This is a genomic window from Kitasatospora sp. NPDC001225 (genome assembly GCF_053597855.1).
In genome coordinates this window covers 79,459-99,381 of the sequence record NZ_JBSFJC010000011.1, presented here as the reverse complement: position 1 = coordinate 99,381, position 19,923 = coordinate 79,459, and the positions used below count along the sequence as shown (strand labels likewise).

Below are 19,923 nucleotides of genomic sequence, written 5' to 3'. Positions count from 1 at the left end.
AGAGCGCTTGCATGGCATGCAAGAGGTCTGGGGTTCAATTCCCCATAGCTCCACAGTAGTTCGGAAGGCCGTCACCCAAGGGGTGGCGGCCTTCCGGCGTTTCGGGCCCGGCCTCGCGGTTCTCCTGGGGGGCGCGCGGTCGGCGGGTGGTGCGGCTTCGCGGTTCTCCTGGGGGGCGCGCGGTCGGCGGGTGGTGCGGTGGCGGGGCGTTGGCGGGGCGCGTGCGTCGGGAGTGCGCGCTGGGAGCGTGCGTCAGGGCGGGCGCCGGGGGCGGGCGCCGTACGCCCGGAGTGCGGGAGACGGGCTCCCGGGGCGCGTGGTGCGGACCTCGGGAAACGGATTTCAGGAGCACGCCCCGGAGCGTGTAAAGTAGTCGATGTCGCCGAGGGAAACGGCCGGAAACAACCGGGAACCACGGTGACAACGCAGGTCAAGGGGCTATAGCTCAGTTGGTAGAGCGCTTGCATGGCATGCAAGAGGTCTGGGGTTCAATTCCCCATAGCTCCACAGCAGTCGAGAGCCGCCTCCCGGAAACGGGGGGCGGCTCTTCGCCGTTCTGCCCGCGCCGCCGGTCCCGGCGGCCGGAATCCCGCTACCGTCGTGCCATGGCCGATCTGGAGCGAAGGCGGAACGAGGAACTGGCCCGGATACTCCACCAGCTCGGATGGAGTCCGGAACGGCTCGCCCGCGAGGTGAGCCTCGCCCTGCCGCCGGGCCTCGCCATCAGCTCCACCGCCCCGTACAAGTGGCGCGACCGCGGCATGGTCCCGCGCAGCCCGCACGACCAGGCGGTCTGCGAGGTGCTCAGCCGCACCCTCGGCATCGCCGTCACCTACGAACAGCTCTGGGGCCGGATGGGCGGCCACCGCGGCGCCAAGATCCTCTCGCCCCGGCTGCTCACCGACCCGTGGACCGCCGACACCGCCCAGACCGCGCTGCGCGAGGCCGCCACCGACGCCGGCCCGGTGCGCCTCACCGACCTGTTCCGCGGCGCCGACCTCGACCAGGCCGCCGCCCGCCTGGACTCCTCGCCGCCGCCCGTCGGCGGCGGCGAGGGCGCGCTGCGCGTCGAACCCGGACTGGCCGGCGAACTCGGCCTGTCCTACCGCAGCAAGCAGAAACTCGAACGGGCCTGCGGCGGCGGCCTCGTCCTCGGCCCCGTCCGGGCCGAACTCGCCATGCTGGCCAAGCTGCTGGAACTCGGCGCGTACGACGAACGGCTCGGCCGCGAGCTCTACGGCACGGCCAGCAGACTCGCCCGGCTGGCCGGCTGGGCCGCGTACGACCTCGGCCACGACGCCGCCGCCCAGCGCGCCTTCGTCGCCGCGCTGCGCGCCGCCCACGTCAGCGGCGACCCCCGGCTCGGCGTCGCGGTGCTCGGCGCGCTGGTCGTGCTCGCCACCCAGGGCACCGGCGGGCGCGGGCTGGACGCCGTCTCCGCGCTGGTGACCGCCCTGGACACCCACGGCGCCGCGCTCAGCCCTGTCGCCCGGGCCCGCCAGTACGGCCGGCTCGCCGGCGCGTACGGCCGCCGGGGCGAGGCCGAACGGGCCGAGGCCGCCGCCGCCCGGGCCTTCGCCGAACTGGACGGCCTGCCCGGCACCGAGGAGGTCCGGGCCGCCCTCTCCGGGATGGTGGGGGAGGGGCGGTTGGCGCTCGGCCAGCACCGGCTGGCCAAGGTGCTGCTCGCCGAGGCGGTGGCCGGTCTCGGACCGGGACGGGCCCGCACCAAGACGCTGCTGATGGTGCGCCTCGCCGAGGCCCACCGCCGGCTCGGCGACCAGCGGGAGGCGGCCCGCACCGCCTCGCTGGCGCGCTCGCTCGCGGCGGGGATGCAGTCCGAGCGGGTGGCGAAGGCGCTGCGGGAGTTCGACGCGGCGGGGCGGGTGGCGGCGCGGTAGGGCGGGGCCGGGTCGGTGCCGTACGGCTCCGGCGGTCCCGCGACGGCTCCGCGCGGGCCTCGTGCGGCCCTGGGTGGCTCCGTGCCGCCGTCCCGGCGGTATACCCCGCAGCCCGTCGACCCGCTTGCGGTACCCTGAGCCCATGCGAACCGTGCGCCTGCTCCTTAGCCGGCCGCGCTGACCAGGACCGGCTGAGCCTTCGGGCGGTGCCGGAGTCGGCGTGGCGTCCCCTCCTGCGAGGGGATTTTTTGTTTTCCGCCCCCCGATCCCGTCCCGGGCCGGGTCCACGGGCCGGCCGCCCGCGCGGTTCGCCAACCGACACCGATGGAGCTTGAAGGACCATGAGCGAGACGACCCCTGCGTCCGGCGCGGCCGAGACCGCGACCGAGCCGTTCCGGTACAGCGCTGCGCTGGCGGCCGAGATCGAGTCCCGCTGGCAGGACATCTGGGAGAAGGAGGGCACCTTCCACGCCCCCAACCCCACCGGTGCGCTGGCCGACCCGGCGGCCGGCGACGTCGCCGCGAAGCCGCACAGCTTCATCATGGACATGTTCCCGTACCCCTCGGGCGCGGGCCTGCACGTCGGCCACCCGCTGGGCTACATCGCCACCGACGTCTTCGCCCGCTACCAGCGGATGACCGGCCACAACGTGCTGCACACGCTGGGCTACGACGCCTTCGGCCTGCCCGCCGAGCAGTACGCGGTGCAGACCGGCACCCACCCGCGGGTCTCCACCGAGGCCAACATCGCCAACATGCGCCAGCAGCTGCGCCGGCTGGGCCTGGGCCACGACCCGCGCCGCTCGATCTCCACGATCGACCCGGACTACTACCGCTGGACCCAGTGGATCTTCCTGCAGATCTTCAACTCCTGGTACGACGCGGACGCCCGCAAGGCCCGCCCGATCGCCGAGCTGGTCGCCGACTTCGAGTCCGGCGCGCGTGAGCTGCCGGACGGGCGCGCCTGGGCCGGGCTGACCGTCGCCGAGCGCGACGAGGTGCTGGGCGAGTACCGCCTGGCCTACGCCAAGGAGGTGCCGGTCAACTGGTGCCCGGGCCTGGGCACCGTCCTGGCCAACGAGGAGGTCACCGCGGACGGCCGCTCCGAGCGCGGCAACTTCCCGGTGTTCAAGTCCAACCTGCGCCAGTGGATGATGCGCATCACCGCGTACTCGGACCGGCTGATCGAGGACCTGGACCTGCTGGACTGGCCCGAGGCCATCAAGCTGCAGCAGCGCAACTGGATCGGGCGCTCCGAGGGCGCCCGGGTCGACTTCGCGGCCCCCGGCGACCAGAAGATCACCGTCTTCACCACCCGGCCCGACACCCTGTTCGGCGCCACCTACATGGTGCTGGCCCCCGAGCACGCCCTGGTCGACTCGATCGTCCCCGCCGCCTGGCCCGAGGGCGTGCCCGCCGAGTGGACCGGCGGTGCCGCGACCCCCGCCGAGGCCGTCGCCGCCTACCGCGCCACGGCCGCCGCCAAGTCGGACGTCGAGCGGCAGGTCGAGGCCAAGGTCAAGACCGGTGTCTTCACCGGCGCCCACGCCGTCAACCCGGTCAGCGGCGAGTCCGTCCCGGTGTTCATCGCCGACTACGTGCTGATGGGCTACGGCACCGGCGCCATCATGGCCGTCCCCGCCCACGACCACCGCGACTTCGCCTTCGCCCGCGCCTTCGCGCTGCCGATGCGCTGCGTCGTCGAGCCCACCGACGGGCGGGGCCAGGACCCGGCCGAGTGGGACGACGCGTTCGACACCTACGACTCCGTCATCGTCAACTCCGCCCGCACCGAGGGCGACGTGTCGCTGTCCCTGGACGGGCTGAGCGTCGTCGAGGCCAAGGCCGCCGTCACCGCCTGGCTGGCCGAGCGCGGCATCGGCGAGGGTACCGTCAACTACCGCCTGCGCGACTGGCTGTTCAGCCGCCAGCGGTACTGGGGCGAGCCCTTCCCGATCGTCTACGACGAGGACGGCGTGATGCACGCGCTGCCCGAGTCGATGCTGCCGGTCGAGGTCCCCGAGGTCGACGACTACTCGCCGCGCACCTACGACGCGTACGACGCCGCCTCCTCTCCGGAGACCCCGCTGTCGCGCAACGAGGCCTGGGTCAACGTCGAACTGGACCTGGGCGACGGCGTCAGGAAGTACCGCCGCGAGACCAACACCATGCCCAACTGGGCCGGCTCCTGCTGGTACGAGCTGCGCTACGTCGACCCGTCCAACTCCGAGGCCGTCGTCGACCCGGCCAACGAGAAGTACTGGCTGGGCCCGACGGAGACCAAGCCCGCCGGCGGCGCCGACCTGTACGTCGGCGGCGCCGAGCACGCCGTGCTGCACCTGCTGTACGCGCGCTTCTGGCACAAGGTGCTGCACGACCTGGGCCACGTCTCGTCCGTCGAGCCGTTCCACAAGCTGTTCAACCAGGGCATGATCACCGCCGACGTCTACCGCGACGAGCGCGGCTTCCCGGTGCCCGCCGCCGAGGTCGAGGAGCGCGACGGCCAGTACTTCTGGGACGGCGAGCCGGTCAAGCGCGAGGCCGGGAAGATGGGCAAGTCCCTGAAGAACGCCGTCGCCCCGGACGACATCGCCGACGAGTACGGCGCCGACACGCTGCGCCTGTACGAGATGTCGATGGGCCCGCTGGACGTCTCCCGCCCGTGGGACACCCGCGCCGTCGTCGGCTCGTACCGCTTCCTGCAGCGCCTGTGGCGCAACGTCGTCTCGGAGACCACCGGCGAACTGGTCGTCACCGAGGAGGAGCCGGACGAGGCGACGCTGCGCGCCCTGCACAAGGCCATCGACGGCATCCGCGGGGACATGGCCGGGCTGCGCTTCAACACGGCCGTCGCCAAGGCCATCGAGCTGAACAACTACCTGGTCAAGCGCGGCTCCACGCCGCGGGCGGTGGCCGAGCAGCTGGTGCTGATGGTCGCGCCGCTGGCCCCGCACGTCGCCGAGGAGCTGTGGCGCCGACTGGGCCACGGCGAGTCGCTGGCGCACACCGACTACCCAGTCGCCGACCCGGCGTACGTGGTGGACGAGACGGTGACCTGCGTGGTCCAGATCAAGGGCAAGGTCAAGGCGCGGCTGGAGGTCGCGCCGGGCATCTCGGACGCCGAGCTGGAGGCGCTGGCGCTGGCGGAGCCGGCGGTCATCGCGGCGATCGGCGGGGCCGAGGTGCGGAAGGTGATCGCGCGGGCGCCGAAGCTGGTGAACATCGTCACCGGCTGAGTGTTCTTGGTGCGGAAGTGACCGCGGGGTGATCGCGGGAGCGGTCGCGTGAGCGGTCGGGCGGGCGTCCTTCGGGGCGCCCGTCCGGCGTTTTCGGGGTCTTTCGGGGTCCGGTGCTTTCGGGGGGGGGGGTCGGCGTTCTCGGGATCCGGTGCTTTCGGGAGTCGGCGTTTTCGGGTTCGGTGCCGGCTGGGCGTCTTGCGGGGCGCTTGCGGGGGGCTTCCAGGGTGGTCGGGGGCCCTCGGGGAGATCCCGGATCTGACCCTGATCTCCGTCCGCCAGGGCCCTCTCGGCTGCCCCCGGGCGGGTTCCGGCGGCTACCGTGGAACCCTCGGCAATGCGGCCCGCGTTGGGCCCGGTGGGGGCCGGAACGACGGCGGAAGGTGGCGCGCGATGGACGTGTTCGGCGTGATGATCGGGCTGGTCCTGCTCTTCGGGGTCGCGGCGATGGTCCTGGCCGTGATCGGCACGGTCAAGGCCGCCAAGGCCGTCGGCGCGAAGATCGAGAAGCACGAGGCCAACGCCCGGCGCGCCGTGGAGACCGCCACCCTCAAGGCGAAGACGTACACCAGGGTCGGCCCGCCCGCGCAGATCGCCACCGTCCGGCTGGGCCTGCGGACCTCGCTCGACGGCACCCGGCAGGTACTGGAGGGCGGCCTCGCGCAGGACTCCCAGCTCGGCGAGTCGCTCGCCCTGCTCGACCGGCTCGACACGCACGCCGCCGAACTCGACGGCGAGCTGCGGATGCTGGAGCGCGAGCCGGACACCGCGCGGATCGCCGCCAAGCTGCCGGAGCTGCGCGAGCGGGCGGAGCGGATCACGCACTCGGCGGAGACCATGCGCTGGGCGGCGCAGGACCGGATGCACCGGTTCGCGGACGACGAGCTGAGCCGGCTGAGCCAGGAGTGCGAGAGCGAGGCGGGGGCGCTGCGGCACTGGGACGTCGCGGGGGGTGCTTCGGGGGCTGCCGGTTCTGCGGGGGCGGGTGGAGCCCCGGGGTCCGGTGGTTCCGCGGGGGTCGGTGGTGCTGCTGCGGGGTCCGGCGGTTCCGCGGGGGCGACCGGGGGTGCGGCGCGGTCCGGGGGTGCGGCTCGGGCCGGGCTGACCGACGGGAAGGGGCGGCCGAGCGCGGAGGAGCTGCTCGGGCTCGCCGATCCGCTGGCCAAGCTGGCGCAGCGGCTGCGCAAGCCCTCGACGGGGCCCTCGGCGGGCTGAGCCGGTCGCGCGTCACGGGGCCTCCCGAGGGGGCCCGGACCGGGCGCTGTCCTCCCGGAGCGACGGGGGGTAACCTCCGGCTCATGCCCTCCGACCTCGCACTTGTCACCGATTCCACGGCCTATCTGCCGCAGGACGCCCTCGACCGGTACGGGATCACGGTGGTCCCGCTGAGCGTCGCGGTCGGCGACTCGGTGCTGAGCGAGGGCGTCGAGATCTCCCCGAAGGACGTCGCCGAGGCGCTGCGCGGCAAACAGCGGGTGACCACCTCCCGGCCGAACCCGGAGACCTTCGCCGCCGCCTACCGGGCGGCCGCCGAGGCCGGGGCGAAGGGCATCGTCTCGGTGCACATCTCCGGCGAACTGTCCGGCACCGTCGAGGCCGCCCGGCTGGCCGCCGCCGAGGCGCCCGTACCGGTGCGGGTGGTGGACAGCCGACTGGTCGGGATGGCGCTCGGGTACGGGGTGCTGGCGGCGGCCGAGGCGATCGCGGCCGGGCAGGGCCTGGCCGAGGCGGCCGAGGCGGCCGGCCGGCGGGCGGCCGGGACCAGCGGGTTCTTCTACGTCGACACCCTGGAACACCTGCGCCGGGGCGGACGGATCGGGGCGGCGCGGGCGCTGCTCGGTTCGGCCCTGGCGGTCAAGCCGCTGCTGCACCTGGACGGCGGGCGGATCGAGCCGCTGGAGAAGGTGCGGACGGCGTCGCGGGCGATCGCGCGGCTGGAGGAGATCGCGGTCGAGCGGTCGGGGGAGCAGGACGTCGACATCACCGTGCACCACCTGGCGGCCGAGGAGCGGGCCGAACCGCTCGCGGAGCGGCTGCGGGTCCGGGTGCCGGGGCTGCGGGAGCTGTACGTGGGCGAGGTGGGGGCGGTGATCGGGGCGCACGTCGGGCCGGGGCTGCTGGCGGTGGTGGTCGCGCCGCGCTGAGGGGGTGGCGGTCCGGTGGGTGGCTCGTTGGGCGGGCGGTCCGGTGGGTGGTTCGCTGGCCGCTCGGTCAACCTCAGGCGGTCCTACCCACTCTTGTGAGTGACGCTTTTTATCCACAACCCCCGGGTTATCCACAGGGTTTCGCTAATTTCCGCACGTTCGCCGGAGGACTCCTACCGTCCTCGGCATGACGACCATGGGCCTGGGCGCGGCGAAGCGCCATGCGATCAACGAGACGGTGCGGCTGCGGATGGCCGCGCTGCTGCCGATGGATGACGAGCCGGAGGGCGGTGCGGGAGGGGGCCCTTCGGGGCCGGCCCCGCCGCCGTCGCCGGTTGCGATGCCGGTGCCGGTGCTGTCGGATGCGACGCCGGTCCCGCCGGATGCGGGTGTTGCGTCGGATCCGGGCGACGCCGACATGGGTCAGCCGGAGGTCGGGGCGCGTTCGCGGTTCTCCACATCCTCCTCGATGCCCTCGTTCGCCTCGGTGCTGGCACTCGATCGGCGCGCGGTGGCCGGATTGGCCATCCTGCTGCTGTTCGCGGTCGGTTACGCCGTGCAGCACTTCTGGCTGGCCCGGCCGGAGGCGGTCGCCGTACCCGCGCTCGCGGCGGTCGCGGCACCGTCGGGGGCGGAGCCGTCCGTCCCCGACGACTCCGCTCCTTCCAGGGCCGGGCCCGGCGCCGGTGCCGAGGCCGTGTCCGGCACCGGGCCGGCTGTCGTGGTGGACATCGGCGGCCGGGTCCACCTCCCGGGCCTGCACACCCTGCCCGGCGGCTCCCGGGTAGCCGACGCCCTGCGGGCGGCGGGCGGTCCGCTGCCGGAGACGGACACCAGGAACCTCAACCTGGCCCGCATCCTGACGGACGGTGAGCAGATCCTGGTCGGCGAGCAGGCGCCCGCCCCCGGCCCGGTGGTCGGAAGCGGGAGCGGCCCTCCGGGCGCCGTCGTGCCCCGGCCGCCCGTCAGCCTCAACCGCGCGACGCTCGAACAGCTCGACAGCCTTCCCGGTGTCGGCCCCACCCTCGCCCAGCGCATCCTCGCCTACCGCACCTCGCACGGCTCCTTCCGCTCCCTCGACCAACTCCGGCAGGTCAGCGGCATCGGCGCCCGTACGTACGCGGAGCTCCGTCCGCTGCTCACCCTCTGACGCCCTGTCCTGCCGCGGTCCCTGCCCGTTCCCCCTGTCCACTTTCCCCGCCCGCATGCCCGGCCTTCGAAGGGAGGTGCCGCCATGTCCGTCGCCACCACGCCGGTCGGTCCGGCCGTTGCGTCCCGTTCCCCGGGCGCCGACTTCCGGCTGCTGCTGCCCGCCGTCTCGGCCTGGGCGGTCACGGCGGCACTCCTGCGTCTGGAGCCGGGGTACGCGGCCCTCGTCCTCACCGCGGCGGGCATCGCCGCGCTCGCGGCCGTCCTGCTGCTCACCCGGCCGGGGGTCCTGCGCCGGCGCGGGGCCTCGGCGACGCTGGCCGCCGTCCTGCTCACCGGGGCGGCGGCCGCGGTCGCCACCCCGCTGCACACCGCCGCCCTCCACCGGGGGCCGCTGCCGGAGCTCGCCCGTGCGTCCGCGGCTGCCGGTCCGCGAGCGCCGGGCGAGCCCGCCCCGGTGGTGGAGGTGGAGCTGACCGTCGCGGGGGACCCGAAGGTCCACACCTCCCGGGGCGGCACCGTCGGCGGGCAGACGCTCCTCACCGTGGACGCGGTGGCCGACCGTGTCACCCCGCTCCCGGACGGGCGGAGCACCCGCACGCGTACGCCGGTGACCGTCATGGCCCGAGGGGCGGAGGGCGAGCCCTGGCAGCGGCTGCTCCCGTCCCAGCGGCTGGCCGTGGAGGCCGAGGTACGGCCGGCGGGGGAGGGGCACGACACCGAGTCCGCCGCGCTGCTGGTCGTCCATGGGGCGCCCCGGCAGCTGGCGCCGCCGAGCCTGCCGCAGCGGATCGCCGGGCGGCTCCGTGAGGGCCTCCGCACGGCCACCGACGGACTGCCCGCGGACGCGCGCGGGCTGCTCCCGGGGCTGGTCGTCGGCGACACCTCGCGACTGCCCGACGACCTCGACGACGCCTTCCGGGCCACCGACCTGGTTCACCTGGTGGCGGTCAGCGGGGCCAACCTGGCGATCGTCCTCGGTGCGCTGCTGGGAGCGCCCGGGCAGGCCGGCACCCCGGAACGGCGCGGGCTGGCCGCGGTGCTGGGGCTGTCGCTGCGCACCGGCGCGCTGCTCGGCACGGCGCTGACGCTGGCCTTCGTCACCGTCTGCCGGCCCGAGCCCAGCGTGCTTCGGGCGGCCGGGACGGGACTGATCGGCATGCTGGCCCTGGCCACCGGCCGTCCCCGCAAGGCCGTGCCCGCGCTCGCCGGGGCCGTCCTGGTGCTGGTCCTGCTGGACCCGTTCCTGGCGCGCTCGTTCGGCTTCCTGCTCTCCGTGCTCGCCACCGCCGGGCTGCTCGTCCTCGGGCCGCACTGGGCCGAAGCCCTGCGGGCCCGCCGCTGGCCGCACCACCTGGCAGGCGCGTTCGCGGCGACGGCGGCCGCCCAGGCGCTGTGCGCGCCGGTGACGGTGGTGCTGTCCGGGCACATCAGCCTGGTCGGCATCCCCTGCAACCTGCTGGCCGAGCTGGCAGTGGCCCCGGCGACGCTGCTCGGCTTCGGGGTGCTCGCCCTTCAGCCGCTCCTTCCGGCCCTGGCCCGCCTGCTCGCGGAACCGGCCGGGCTGCCGGCCGGCTGGCTGGCCCTGGTCGCACGGCGCGGCGCCGAGGTGCCGGGTGGCCAACTGACCTGGCCCGGCGGGTGGTTCGGTACGGTGACGGTCGCGCTGGCCGTCCTGGCGGCCTGCTGGGCGGCGCCGCTCCTGCTGCCCCGACGGCGGGAGGCGGGCAGTCCAGTGCCGGTGCCCGCCCGGCGGCGCTGGGCGCGGGCGCTGGTGACGGCAGTGCTGATGATGGTCCTGCTGGCCGTGCTGCTCCACCCGCCGCAGCTCATCCGGATCGCCACCGGCTGGCCGCCGCCGGGGTGGCGACTGGTGATGTGCGACATCGGGCAGGGGGACATGCTGGCCCTGGCGACGGGGGAGCCGGACAGCGCGGTGGTGATCGACGCCGGGCCGGACCCGAACGCCGCCGACAGATGCCTGCGCGACCTCGGCGTCACGACCGTCCCCTTACTCCTGCTGACGCATTTCCATGCTGACCACGTCGAGGGCGTGCCGGGGGTGTTGCGGGGCCGCCGGGTCGGCGCCGTCGAGGGCACCACGCTGGACGATCCGCCGGGCGAGGCGGCCCGGGTGACGAGCTGGGCCGCAGGGGCCGGCCTCCCGTTGCTGAGAGCGGGTCGTGGTGAACGGCGCTCCGTCGGAGCGGAGCTGGCCTGGGACGTGGTGTGGCCCGTCCCCGGTGCGGCTGCCGAGGCGCCCGGACCGAACAACGCAAGCGTCGCACTGATGGTGTCACTGACAGGAGGACTACGGATGGCACTGCTCGGAGATCTCGAACCGCAGGCCCAGTCGGCCCTGCTGGGCCGGCTGGGGAAGGTCGACGTCGTGAAGGTGGCGCACCACGGATCGGCCCACCAGGACTGGGACTTGGCCGGTGCGCTGCGGCCCCGGCTGGCCCTCGTCTCCTGCGGCGAGGGCAACCCGTACGGTCACCCGTCCCCGAAGACGGTCGACCACCTGCGCGCACTCGGCGCCACCGTTCTGCGCACCGACCGGGAGGGGGACATCGCGGTGACGGGGGACTCCCCGGCCACCCTCGGTGCGGCCGTCCACCCCCAACCCGCCCACGCGGCCCGCCACTCCAGCGGCAACGCCAGGCCCGGCGGCGCCGGCGGAACCGGTGGGGCCGACGGGCACGGCCCCGCACCCCACGCCCACCCGGAGCGGACCCCGGGCGCCCCGCGGGCCCCGCCCACCTGACCCCCGCGCTCTCCTCCTTCCACCAATCAACGTGGGGGCATGGAAAGTAGAAGGGGGTGGTGGGAGGAGGAGCGGCGCAAAGCCAGCAGAAACGTTCCGGCGCACTCCGGGCCCAGCCCGGAGCGCGCCGGAGAAATGCCGCAAGCACGGAGGCAACGTGGCCCGCAGAGAGGTTTCGCAGGAGCGTGCAAAGGCCTGGAAATGCGGTTGCGGCGTGCTCCAGGCAGGCCTGGAGCACGCCGCGAAAAAAGCCTCACCAATCGGAGGTAAAGAGCAGAACACCGCAACATCCGCACGGCGCCAAAGGGTCCGGTGCAGGTATATCGGTACGGTCGTGCGCCCGTTCGTCAGGCCAGCCCGAGGGTGAGATGGGGGTAGCCGGCGTGGATGCGGTCGCCGAGCTTGATGTCGAGGCCGGCGATGAAGGATTCGATCTTCTCGGTGGCCTCCTCAACGGTTTCGGCCTCACCCTTGTACTCGAACTCGATGAAGTCTCCGAGGTCGCCCACACTGTCAAAGGCGACGGCGATGCTGTCGATGAACCACTCTTCGCGAGTCTTGTCGACCGTGGTGAGCTTGGTGAAGTCGAGGGAGTCCAGGATGTGCTGGACAGCGGTGGCGTCGGAGACGGTGCTCTCGAACTCGTCGCAGTGGGTCTTGATCTTCCGCTCCAGCGGGTACCACCGCTTGAAGTTCAGGGAGGAGATGCCGTCCTCGATGCGGATCCGGAGCCACTCGGAGATCACGTCTCCGGAGAGGAAGTCCTTGTGGGGGGCGTTGTAGTAGTGGTCGACCTGGCGGGTCGGCCGGCCGGCTTTGCCGCCCCGGGCGGTGAGCTGGTCCTTCAGCTCCTGGGGGTCGCTGAGGAGCTTGAACTTCTGTTCGACTTCGGTGTACTTCACGGACTTTTCTCCTGAGTGTCGGTCAGCGAGGCGATGGTCTCGCGGACGGGGGCCATGACGGATTGGATCTGGTCGATCTCGGGGGCTGTGAGCGGATCGCCGACTGCGGCGACGTTGACGCTGATCTGCTGGGCGGTGCGGAAACCGACGAGCAAGGAGGCGTTTTCGGATCGCTGGAGGGCGTATTGGAGAGCCATGCGGGTCAGGTCGGCCCGGGTGTAGCCGAAGTCCGCTCCGAGTTGCCTCAGACCGTGCCGCACAGCCCCCACGGCTGCCGGGCTGAACTTCGGGTCGCCTCGGCGGTGGTCGCCCAGTGGGAAGGTGCGCGGGAGATCCGTGCGGTGGGCGCCGACCAACAGCCCCTGTCCGAGTGCCTGCTTGATGAGAACGCCGACGCCGCACTCGTTGGCGAGGTCGAAGATGTCGGCGTCCATGGGCTCGTACAGGGGACTGAGCATGTTGTAGCGGACGGTCAGCACGTCGGGCTGGACGACGGCGAACCTCAGCATGAACGCGGATGCCTCCGCACAGCGCGGGTGGCTGACGTCCTCGGCCCATGCCAGGCAGAACTCGTGCGGGGCTCGCATGCCGATGGCCTTGATCAGGCCCTGATCGCGCAGTTCCCGGAGGGTCTTGGAGGCCTCGCCGAGGTAGCGATGGTCGGGGCCGAAGTCGGAGCTGTGGAGGGAGTACAGGTCGAGGTAGTCGGTGCCGAGGTTGTCCAGGGTGGCGTCGAACTGCCGGAGGATCTGGTCTCGCTCGTACGGGTGAGCGGCATTTCCGCGGACATAGCCCACCTTGCTGGAGACGGTGAGCCGGTCGCGGTTGGCAGTAGTCAGGAGCCTGCCGACCAGGCGCTCGGACTGGCCGAGGCCATAGGCGTCGGCGGTGTCGTAGAGGGTGATGCCGAGGTCGTGGGCGCGGACGAGGGCACTGTACGCCTCGTCCTCGTCCACTCCGGTCCAGCCGACCGGGACGCCGTCGTTGGTAGCGAGGCCGCCGATGGTCCAGCATCCGGCGCCGATCGCCGAGACATGGCCGAGGCCGGGCACGTAGCGCTTCTTCATGGTCGTCTCCTCAGGTTCCGCAGGGGTCCGAGGCGTTGATGGAGCGCCACTCGGAGGTCTGCTCCCAGCGCAGGTACTCCTTGTCGAGGATGGCGGCGAAGTCCTTGGGGATGTTGCGCAGGACGTGCTCGACGCCGCCGGCCATCTTCTTCGAGAGGGCCTTGAACTCGTCTTCCAGTTCGGTGCGCACACGGGCGCCGAGGGCCGCTTCCGCACCTTTCTCGCCGGGCACCGGCGGGGTCTGCTCGATCGCGTCGATCATGCGGCCGAAGACCTGGTAGGCGGCGTACTTGAGGACGATCCGGGCGGCTCGGACGATGCTGCGGGGGTCGCCGTCGAGCATCTTCTCCAGCGACTTGAAGGTGTAGTCCAAAGCGAAGTTCCTGTCGACCCAGAGCTGGGCCCACTGGCTGGCGACGCCGATCCGCCAGTCGGCGAACCGGGAGTCGACCCGGCCCATGGACGGCCGAACCTCGCCGGTGAGCCCGGCAGCCTGGGCCCGCTTGGTGTAGGCGGCCCCGACCAGGCACTCCATGCTGACGAGCATGTAGGAGATGCCGCTGTGCAGGGGCCTGCCGGAGGATGCCCAGGCCACCCACTCCGGGTCCTGGACGCCTTCGACGATCTCCCGGATCGGCAGGTTGGGCATCGGTCGTAGGAGGAGGTCGGTCCGACCCTGGTAGGCGTAGGTGGCTTTCAGCTCCTCGAACGTCATGAGCTGGTCGAAGCTGATGTACGTGAACCTGGTGGGGACACCGAGCGCCGACAGAGTGCGGATGGCGACGGCATTCTGCTCGCCGGTGGTCTCCTTGTTGAACCGCTCCAGGATCGAGTCGACTCCGGACTCGACGCCGAACAGGCAGCGTCGAAGGCCGTGTTGCACGAGCCGGCGCCACATGTCGGCGCGCTCGCGGTGCCAGGCGGTGTCCTGGTCGAGGCGGACGACCTGGTCGACGCGGCAGCTGGTCTCCCATGTGAAGCCCGCGTCGTGGAGGGTGGAGCCCATGTTCAGGGCGCGGGGCACCGCGCCATCGTCGCGGCCGATGAACTCCTCGTCCACCAGGTAGAGCGTCCGGGAGACGTGCGGGTACCTGTCGAAGATGTGCCCCATCTCCTCTAGGAGCCACGGGAAGGCTTCCGGGTGGCTTCCGAACCAGGTCCCCTTGTGGCCGCGCGGGCAGAACGAGCAGTAATTGGTGCAGCCGCGAGAGCCCTCGGCCTGGGCAACGCCCTTGTGCTCGAAAGTGGCTGGCAGGAGGTCCAGCTCGGGGAAGATGTCGTCCTGCGAGTTGCTGACCGGTTTGGCGGTGCGGCGGCGGCTGATGATCGGAGTGCCCTCGCCGCGTGCGGCTCCGTTGTAACCGATGCCGTGGACCTTGTTCAGCGGGATGTCACCGTGCCAGTGGGCGAGGAGGTCTTTGATCGTGGGCTCGCCGGCTCCCCGGGCGACCAGGAGCTTGGGGTAGCGCTCCAGGAGGAGGGCTTCGTTGCGGGCGGTGAGGCTGCCCCCGGCGATCACCATCGGCTGGGATTCGAGGGAGTAGGCGGCGTCCAGCAGCTCGGTCATGAGGTCGTGCTGGCCGAAGGTCGCGCTGATCCCCAGGATGTCCGGCCGGTTCTCGGCCACCGCCATGATGAGGCCGCTCAGCGTGGTGCCGAGCTGCATGTCGAGGAGGGAGACCTCCCCGGTGAGCGTGGACCGGGCGGCCCTGGCCACATCGCTGACACCGAGAGGGAAGCGGGGCAGCGGGAAGTGCTCGGGGTGGTAGAGCGCGGCGAGCAGGACGGTCGGCTTGGTGAAGCGATGGACCGCGGCGTCGTCGAGGTTGGCCAGGGACAGCCAGGAGTCCGGCGTGTCCATCTCGATGTGCCCGGTGATCCAGGTCGGCCAGTAGCGGGTGTCGTGGTTATGGCCCGAGAGGTCGGCCACGACCCAGCGGGCGTCCGGCTGTTCGATCAGCACGAGCCGCCTGTCGAGAGTCCCGGCCACGAGGACCCGGCTGGCGTGGTCGCCGAGGTGTTGGGTGAGGTGGTCGCGGAGCTCGACGGGGTTCACGAGAAGCCGGTCGGTCTCGGTCGCCGAGACGGTCGGGGCCTCGGGCGCGGCGAGCTGCAGGGCTTCGCGCAGGCGATCGATCTGAGGGCGTGTCGTGCGTTCGACGCGGGTGGTCACTGGTGCCTCTCTCCGGAGTCGGCGGGATGAGGGTCACGGAGGCGTGACGGATCGACCCGGCACGGGGATGTTCCGTGCGGGTTGAGAAGGAGGGGGGTTAGGCGGCCGAGAGGATCCGCGCCCGGATGAGCGGGCGGACCTTGTTGACCGAGATGATCTGCCGCAGCACGTTGAGGCGGGCCTGTTCGCGGGCCAGGGGCTGGAGGGCGACCTCGGCCCAGACCCACTTGCCGGTTGAGGTGAGCTGGGCTCCGTGCCGGTTCGCCAGTGCGGCGATGAGCCACAGCCCGCGTCCGGACTGGTCGTCGGGCGCCGCGTGACGGCCGGACGGCAGGGCCGCACTGCTGTCCTGGACCCCGATGGTCACCATCCGGGTCCGGGTGTTCAGCTGGAGGGTGAGCACGATGGTGTCCGCGGTGGTGTGCTCGACGGCGTTCGTAACCAACTCGGAGGCGATCAGGTTCAAGTTGTCGTGCGCCTCTTCGCTCATGGAGATCCAGGCCCGGATCGTGTGGCCGACCAGGTCCCTGCTCTTGGGAACCGACTCGTTGACACGGGGCAGGGCGAATCGGCGGAAACGCACGCTCATGACGCAACACCTCGGGCGGGGATCGATGGCATGGCCGTGTTTGAACCTGGGAAGAGCCACCCAGCCAGGGCTTTCGGCCCTGGACGACTGACGTACAGTCAATGCCACGTCACCGTCCGCGAATAGGTGCCAGCCTGTATGCCGCTTGTGAGCCAGTTGTAGGCCGACTTGTAGTCCAGGGAAGGGGCGCCGTGTCGGAAGATGTCTCCACTGGCGAGATGATCAAAAGGGCACGTAGCGCAAGGGGCTGGTCGCAGGAGCGTCTCGCCATCGAACTGGGAAAGGTCGAGGGCAGAGGAGAGAAGGGGCCGGGACGCGGACAGGTTTACCGATGGGAGAAGCAGGGGCGGGCACCGAAGTACTGGTGGCCGTTTCTCTGTGAGGTGCTTGGGTTCAGCTCATCTGATGATGCGCCTGCGACGCAGGTTGACGTGCCCGAGGGTGGTGTGGGCGATACCGTGAGCTCAGTCCTCGCGCTGGGAAGGAGCGAAGTGCTTCGCCGGGAATTCATGGCCTCCTCCAGCGGCTATGCGCTCGCGGCCCTTGGCCTGCCCGATCTGGACAGCATCACCCGCAGGGTGACGGCCAACTCCGGTGCGACGGTCCGGGTCGGCCAGGGTGAAGTCCTTGCTGTCCGGCAGATGGTCAAGTCGCTCGGTGACGCGGCGGCGGAACTCGGCGGCGGTCATGCGCGGCACCTTGCCGTCCAGTACCTCGTGGAGAACGTCAGTCCATGGCTGGACGGCGCCTGGTCCGAGTCCGTCGGGCGCGGACTCTTCGCCGGGGCCGCCCAGTTGACCCACCTCATCGGATGGATGGCTCAGGACGAGGGCAACCATGGCGTCGCCCAGAAGTACTACGCGCATTCGTACCGGCTGGCCGCCGAGGCCGGCGACGCGGAACTCGCGGCCACCGCGCTCCGCGGCCTCGCCGTGCAGGCCATCGATCTCGGCTACCGGGCCGCCGCTGTGCGGATCGCGGAGGAGTGCGTTGACCAGGCGAAACGCCTGGACGACCCGAAAGCCCTCGCCTACTACGAGACCACCCTCGCCGACGCCGCGGCCCAGGACGGTGATCGGACCACGGCCACCCGCTTCCTCGGCACGTCCCAGCGGCACATCGAGCGATCCTCGCCGACGCCCGGCGACTCCTGGGCGAGCCACTTCAGCATCGGTCGCTGGGCTCACCATTCGGGGATGATCCTCGCCCAACTCGGCGACTACGAAGCGGCCCAGGAGCATCTCCAAGTCGCCCTGGACGTTCACGGTCTCGACCGGCGCCGTAGCCATGCGATCGTTCTGGCCGACCTGGGGGCGGTGCAGGTCCGCCAGGAGAACTACGGAGCCGCCCTGTCGACGTGGTGTGAGTTCCTCGTGCTGGCCGAAGGCCTCCGATCGGTGAAGGTGGACGACGCCGTGACGGACATGCGCGCCCGCCTTGCGCGCATTCGGACCGTCCACGGCGCTACGGAACTGGACGAGCGGGCCGCCTTGTTCCTCGCAGGGCGTTCGGTCTGAAGGCCTGCGGTCAACAGGGTCGCCGCAAGGACTCCGTTGCCGGCCGGATCGACCTGGGCCGGCTCGGGCGGCCCTGGGAGGACGTGCTTTCGACGTCCGTGACGAGGGCGTGGTTCGGCTCTCACCGTTCGTGCGGAGCCACATCAAGCTGCTCGGCCGGTGCTCCTTTCAGCTCCCTGTGTGACTACTGCGGAGCCCGGGCGCTGTGCTCCGGATTACCGGGCGCCGCGGTCGGGGGTTGGGGTGCGCGGTCGTAGGCGCTCTCCCTGCGGTCCGAACATGATCAGGTATTCGACCGGTCCGCCGGGGCCGGCGTTCGCGACTCCGTGGGCGGTGCGGGTGTCGAACTCGGCCACGTCCCCGGCGCTCAGGACGAGGTCCTGCTCGCCGAGTGCCAGCCACAGCCGTCCGTACAGGACGCACAGCCATTCGTACCCGTCGTGGGAGACCTGCCGCGGCCGCGCCGGGGGTGCGTCGACGGCGGGGAGGACGTGCTTGTGAGCGTGCAGGCCCCCGACGTAGCGGGTCAGCGGTAGCACCGCCTTGTCGCCGCCGGAGCGAGGCGGCGCCGGGGCGCGCGGTCCGGTCGCCGCGGGTGCGGTGCCGGCCAGCTCGTCCAGGGAGACGCCGTACGCCTTCGCGAGTTGCAGCAGCACCTCCAGGGTCGGCTTGCGCCGGCCGGTCTCGATCCGCGACAGCGTGCTCAGCGAGATGCCGGTCGCGCGGCTGACGCCGGTGAGTGTGGTGCCGTGCCGCTCGCGCGCGGTCCGCAACCGGGGGCCCATGGCCGCCAGCGTGTCGGCTGTGCCGTCGTCCGTCACCGTCGCCCCGCTCCCTGCGGCCGCGCCGCCTTCACCGCCCTGTCCTGCCAGTTTGCCACGATGGCAAGGGTGTTCGCGTCGCGCGGCCGCCGCGCCGCATGATCGGCGGGTACCCGCGGCAGCCCGTGAACCGAGGAGAAGCGATGCACCAGCCCGCGCCGTCCACCGACCTGCGCCACCGCACCATCGAGGCACCCGCCGGGCGCCTGCACCTGGTCGAGCAGGGCACCGGACCACTGGTCCTGCTCGTCCACGGCTTTCCCGAGTCCTGGTACTCCTGGCGCCGCCAACTCCCGGCCCTCGCGGCGGCGGGGTACCGGGCCGTGGCGCTCGACGTACGCGGCTACGGCCGCTCCTCCAAGCCGGCCGCGACGGACGCCTACCGGATGCTCGACCTGGTGGAGGACAACGTCGCCCTGGTGCGCGCCCTGGGCGAGGAGAGGGCGGTGGTCGTCGGGCATGACTGGGGCTCCAACATCGCGGCGGCCTCCGCCCTGCTCCACCCCGAGGTCTTCCGCGCCGTCGCACTGCTGAGCGTCCCCTACGCGCCGCCCGGCGGCCCCCGCCCCGCCGACGTCTTCGCTCAGATGGGCGGCGACCAGGAGTTCTACGTCTCGTACTTCCAGGAGCCCGGCCGGGCCGAGGCGGAGATGGAGCCCGACCTCCGGGGCTGGCTCGCGGGCTTCTACGCGGCCATGTCCGCCGACACCATGCCCGCCCGGGGCGAGCCCGACCCGCACTTCGTGGCCCGCGCCGGCGGCCGGCTGCGCGACCGCTTCCCCGGCGGCAGGCTGCCCGCCTGGCTGACCGAGGACGATCTCGACGTGTACGCCGGGGAGTTCGAGCGCACCGGTATGACCGGGGCCCTCAACCGCTACCGCGCCATGGACCGCGACTGGGAGGACCTCGCCCAGTACGCCGGAGCCCCGATCAGGCAGCCGTCCCTGTTCATCGGCGGTGCCCTGGACGCTTCCACGACCTGGATGGCCGACGCGATCGAGGCCTACCCGACCACCCTCCCCGGCCTGGCCTCCGCCCACATCCTGGACGGCTGCGGGCACTGGATCCAGCAGGAGCGCCCCGAGGAGGTCAACCGCCTGCTGACCGCCTGGCTCGCCTCCCTCCAGGACTGAATCGGCGGGCGAGCCAGCTGCCCCCGGCGCGAGCGGGCCGGTCACCTTGGCGCCGGCCTGTCGGCCGCGCACCAGTCGCGATCCGGCCTGGATGTTCCTCAACCCCTGTGCAGTACTTGGCCGTTGTGGCCTCCTCCGAGGTCGTGACCCGGTCCTGCGCGGTCGTCGGGCCGCCGACCCCGGCGCTGTTGCGGCACGCTCCGGGTCCGACCCGGAGCGCGCCGGAGTGGCGGTCTGCGGGTGTCCGCCCATGGATGGTCGTGGCTCGGACGCTTCGGGCGGCCCTCCGGGCGGCCCGCCGCGAGGTGCCCGGTATGTCGGGTATGTGCGGTCCCCTTCGGGGTTCAGCAACGCACGATCATGAACCCCCGGGACGGGTTCCGGTGGTGTGCGGGCGGGCGCATCCTCGTGGGGCGGGCATCGGCGTCGAGGTGGCGGCCGGGATCTCCCGCGACCGAACTCGCCGGTTCAAGGGCGGACCCAGGGCGACGACCCGGTGGTCCGTCGGGGCCTTCCGGTGGTCGGCC

The 19,923-nt window shown here is 72.2% G+C and carries 13 protein-coding genes and 1 tRNA gene; 9 read left to right on the top strand and 5 right to left on the bottom strand.

Annotated elements, in window-relative coordinates; genetic code table 11:
• Nucleotides 1-434 precede the first annotated feature (434 nt).
• From ACWDCZ_RS06210 to ACWDCZ_RS06180, 7 genes are all read left to right on the top strand, one after another.
• A tRNA-Ala gene (locus ACWDCZ_RS06210) sits at nt 435-507 on the top strand.
• A gap of 98 nt (nt 508-605) precedes the next feature.
• The gene (locus ACWDCZ_RS06205) at nt 606-1,901 is read left to right on the top strand and encodes a hypothetical protein (RefSeq protein WP_449815338.1); all 1,296 of its coding nucleotides are present in this window, start codon (nt 606-608) and stop codon (nt 1,899-1,901) included.
• Nucleotides 1,902-2,242: 341 nt separating this feature from the next.
• Nucleotides 2,243-5,137: a leucine--tRNA ligase gene (gene leuS / locus ACWDCZ_RS06200; protein ID WP_416876115.1), complete on the top strand. Its 2,895-nt coding sequence runs from the start codon at nt 2,243-2,245 to the stop codon at nt 5,135-5,137.
• 393 nt (nt 5,138-5,530) lie between these two features.
• Nucleotides 5,531-6,352, top strand: coding sequence for a hypothetical protein (locus ACWDCZ_RS06195; protein ID WP_074000714.1), 822 nt, complete (start codon nt 5,531-5,533; stop codon nt 6,350-6,352).
• 83 nt (nt 6,353-6,435) lie between these two features.
• The gene (locus ACWDCZ_RS06190) at nt 6,436-7,281 is read left to right on the top strand and encodes a DegV family protein (protein WP_449814359.1); all 846 of its coding nucleotides are present in this window, start codon (nt 6,436-6,438) and stop codon (nt 7,279-7,281) included.
• Nucleotides 7,282-7,468: 187 nt separating this feature from the next.
• Entirely contained in the window at nt 7,469-8,431 is a 963-nt protein-coding gene (locus ACWDCZ_RS06185; protein ID WP_449815337.1) for a helix-hairpin-helix domain-containing protein, read from the top strand.
• Nucleotides 8,432-8,515: 84 nt separating this feature from the next.
• A complete protein-coding gene (locus ACWDCZ_RS06180) occupies nt 8,516-11,194 on the top strand; it encodes a ComEC/Rec2 family competence protein (protein ID WP_449815336.1) in 2,679 nt (892 codons plus the stop codon).
• Nucleotides 11,195-11,541: 347 nt separating this feature from the next.
• On the opposite strand, the gene cyaB is transcribed toward ACWDCZ_RS06180, so the two are convergent.
• The 4 genes from cyaB to ACWDCZ_RS06160 form a co-directional block, all read right to left on the bottom strand.
• Nucleotides 11,542-12,096 carry a class IV adenylate cyclase gene (gene cyaB / locus ACWDCZ_RS06175; RefSeq protein ID WP_380777504.1) on the bottom strand — a complete coding sequence of 185 codons (555 nt, stop codon included), beginning with the start codon at nt 12,094-12,096 and terminating at the stop codon, nt 11,542-11,544.
• A complete protein-coding gene (locus ACWDCZ_RS06170) occupies nt 12,093-13,163 on the bottom strand; it encodes an aldo/keto reductase (RefSeq protein WP_449815335.1) in 1,071 nt (356 codons plus the stop codon). The genes cyaB and ACWDCZ_RS06170 overlap by 4 nt, the downstream gene beginning before the upstream one ends.
• A gap of 10 nt (nt 13,164-13,173) precedes the next feature.
• Nucleotides 13,174-15,336, bottom strand: coding sequence for a B12-binding domain-containing radical SAM protein (locus ACWDCZ_RS06165; RefSeq protein ID WP_449815334.1), 2,163 nt, complete (start codon nt 15,334-15,336; stop codon nt 13,174-13,176).
• A 97-nt stretch (nt 15,337-15,433) separates the two neighbouring features.
• On the bottom strand, nt 15,434-15,925 hold the full coding sequence (locus tag ACWDCZ_RS06160) for an ATP-binding protein (protein WP_449815333.1): 492 nt from the start codon (nt 15,923-15,925) through the stop codon (nt 15,434-15,436).
• A gap of 191 nt (nt 15,926-16,116) precedes the next feature.
• On the opposite strand from ACWDCZ_RS06160, the gene ACWDCZ_RS06155 reads away from it, so the two are divergent.
• The gene (locus tag ACWDCZ_RS06155; RefSeq protein WP_449815332.1) at nt 16,117-17,442 is read left to right on the top strand and encodes a tetratricopeptide repeat protein; all 1,326 of its coding nucleotides are present in this window, start codon (nt 16,117-16,119) and stop codon (nt 17,440-17,442) included.
• Nucleotides 17,443-17,657: 215 nt separating this feature from the next.
• Here the strand turns inward: ACWDCZ_RS06155 and ACWDCZ_RS06150 are convergent, their stop codons facing one another.
• Nucleotides 17,658-18,227, bottom strand: a complete 570-nt coding sequence (locus ACWDCZ_RS06150; protein WP_449815341.1) for a helix-turn-helix domain-containing protein — start codon at nt 18,225-18,227, stop codon at nt 17,658-17,660.
• A gap of 179 nt (nt 18,228-18,406) precedes the next feature.
• On the opposite strand from ACWDCZ_RS06150, the gene ACWDCZ_RS06145 reads away from it, so the two are divergent.
• Entirely contained in the window at nt 18,407-19,396 is a 990-nt protein-coding gene (locus ACWDCZ_RS06145; RefSeq protein ID WP_449815331.1) for an alpha/beta fold hydrolase, read from the top strand.
• Nucleotides 19,397-19,923 lie beyond the last annotated feature (527 nt).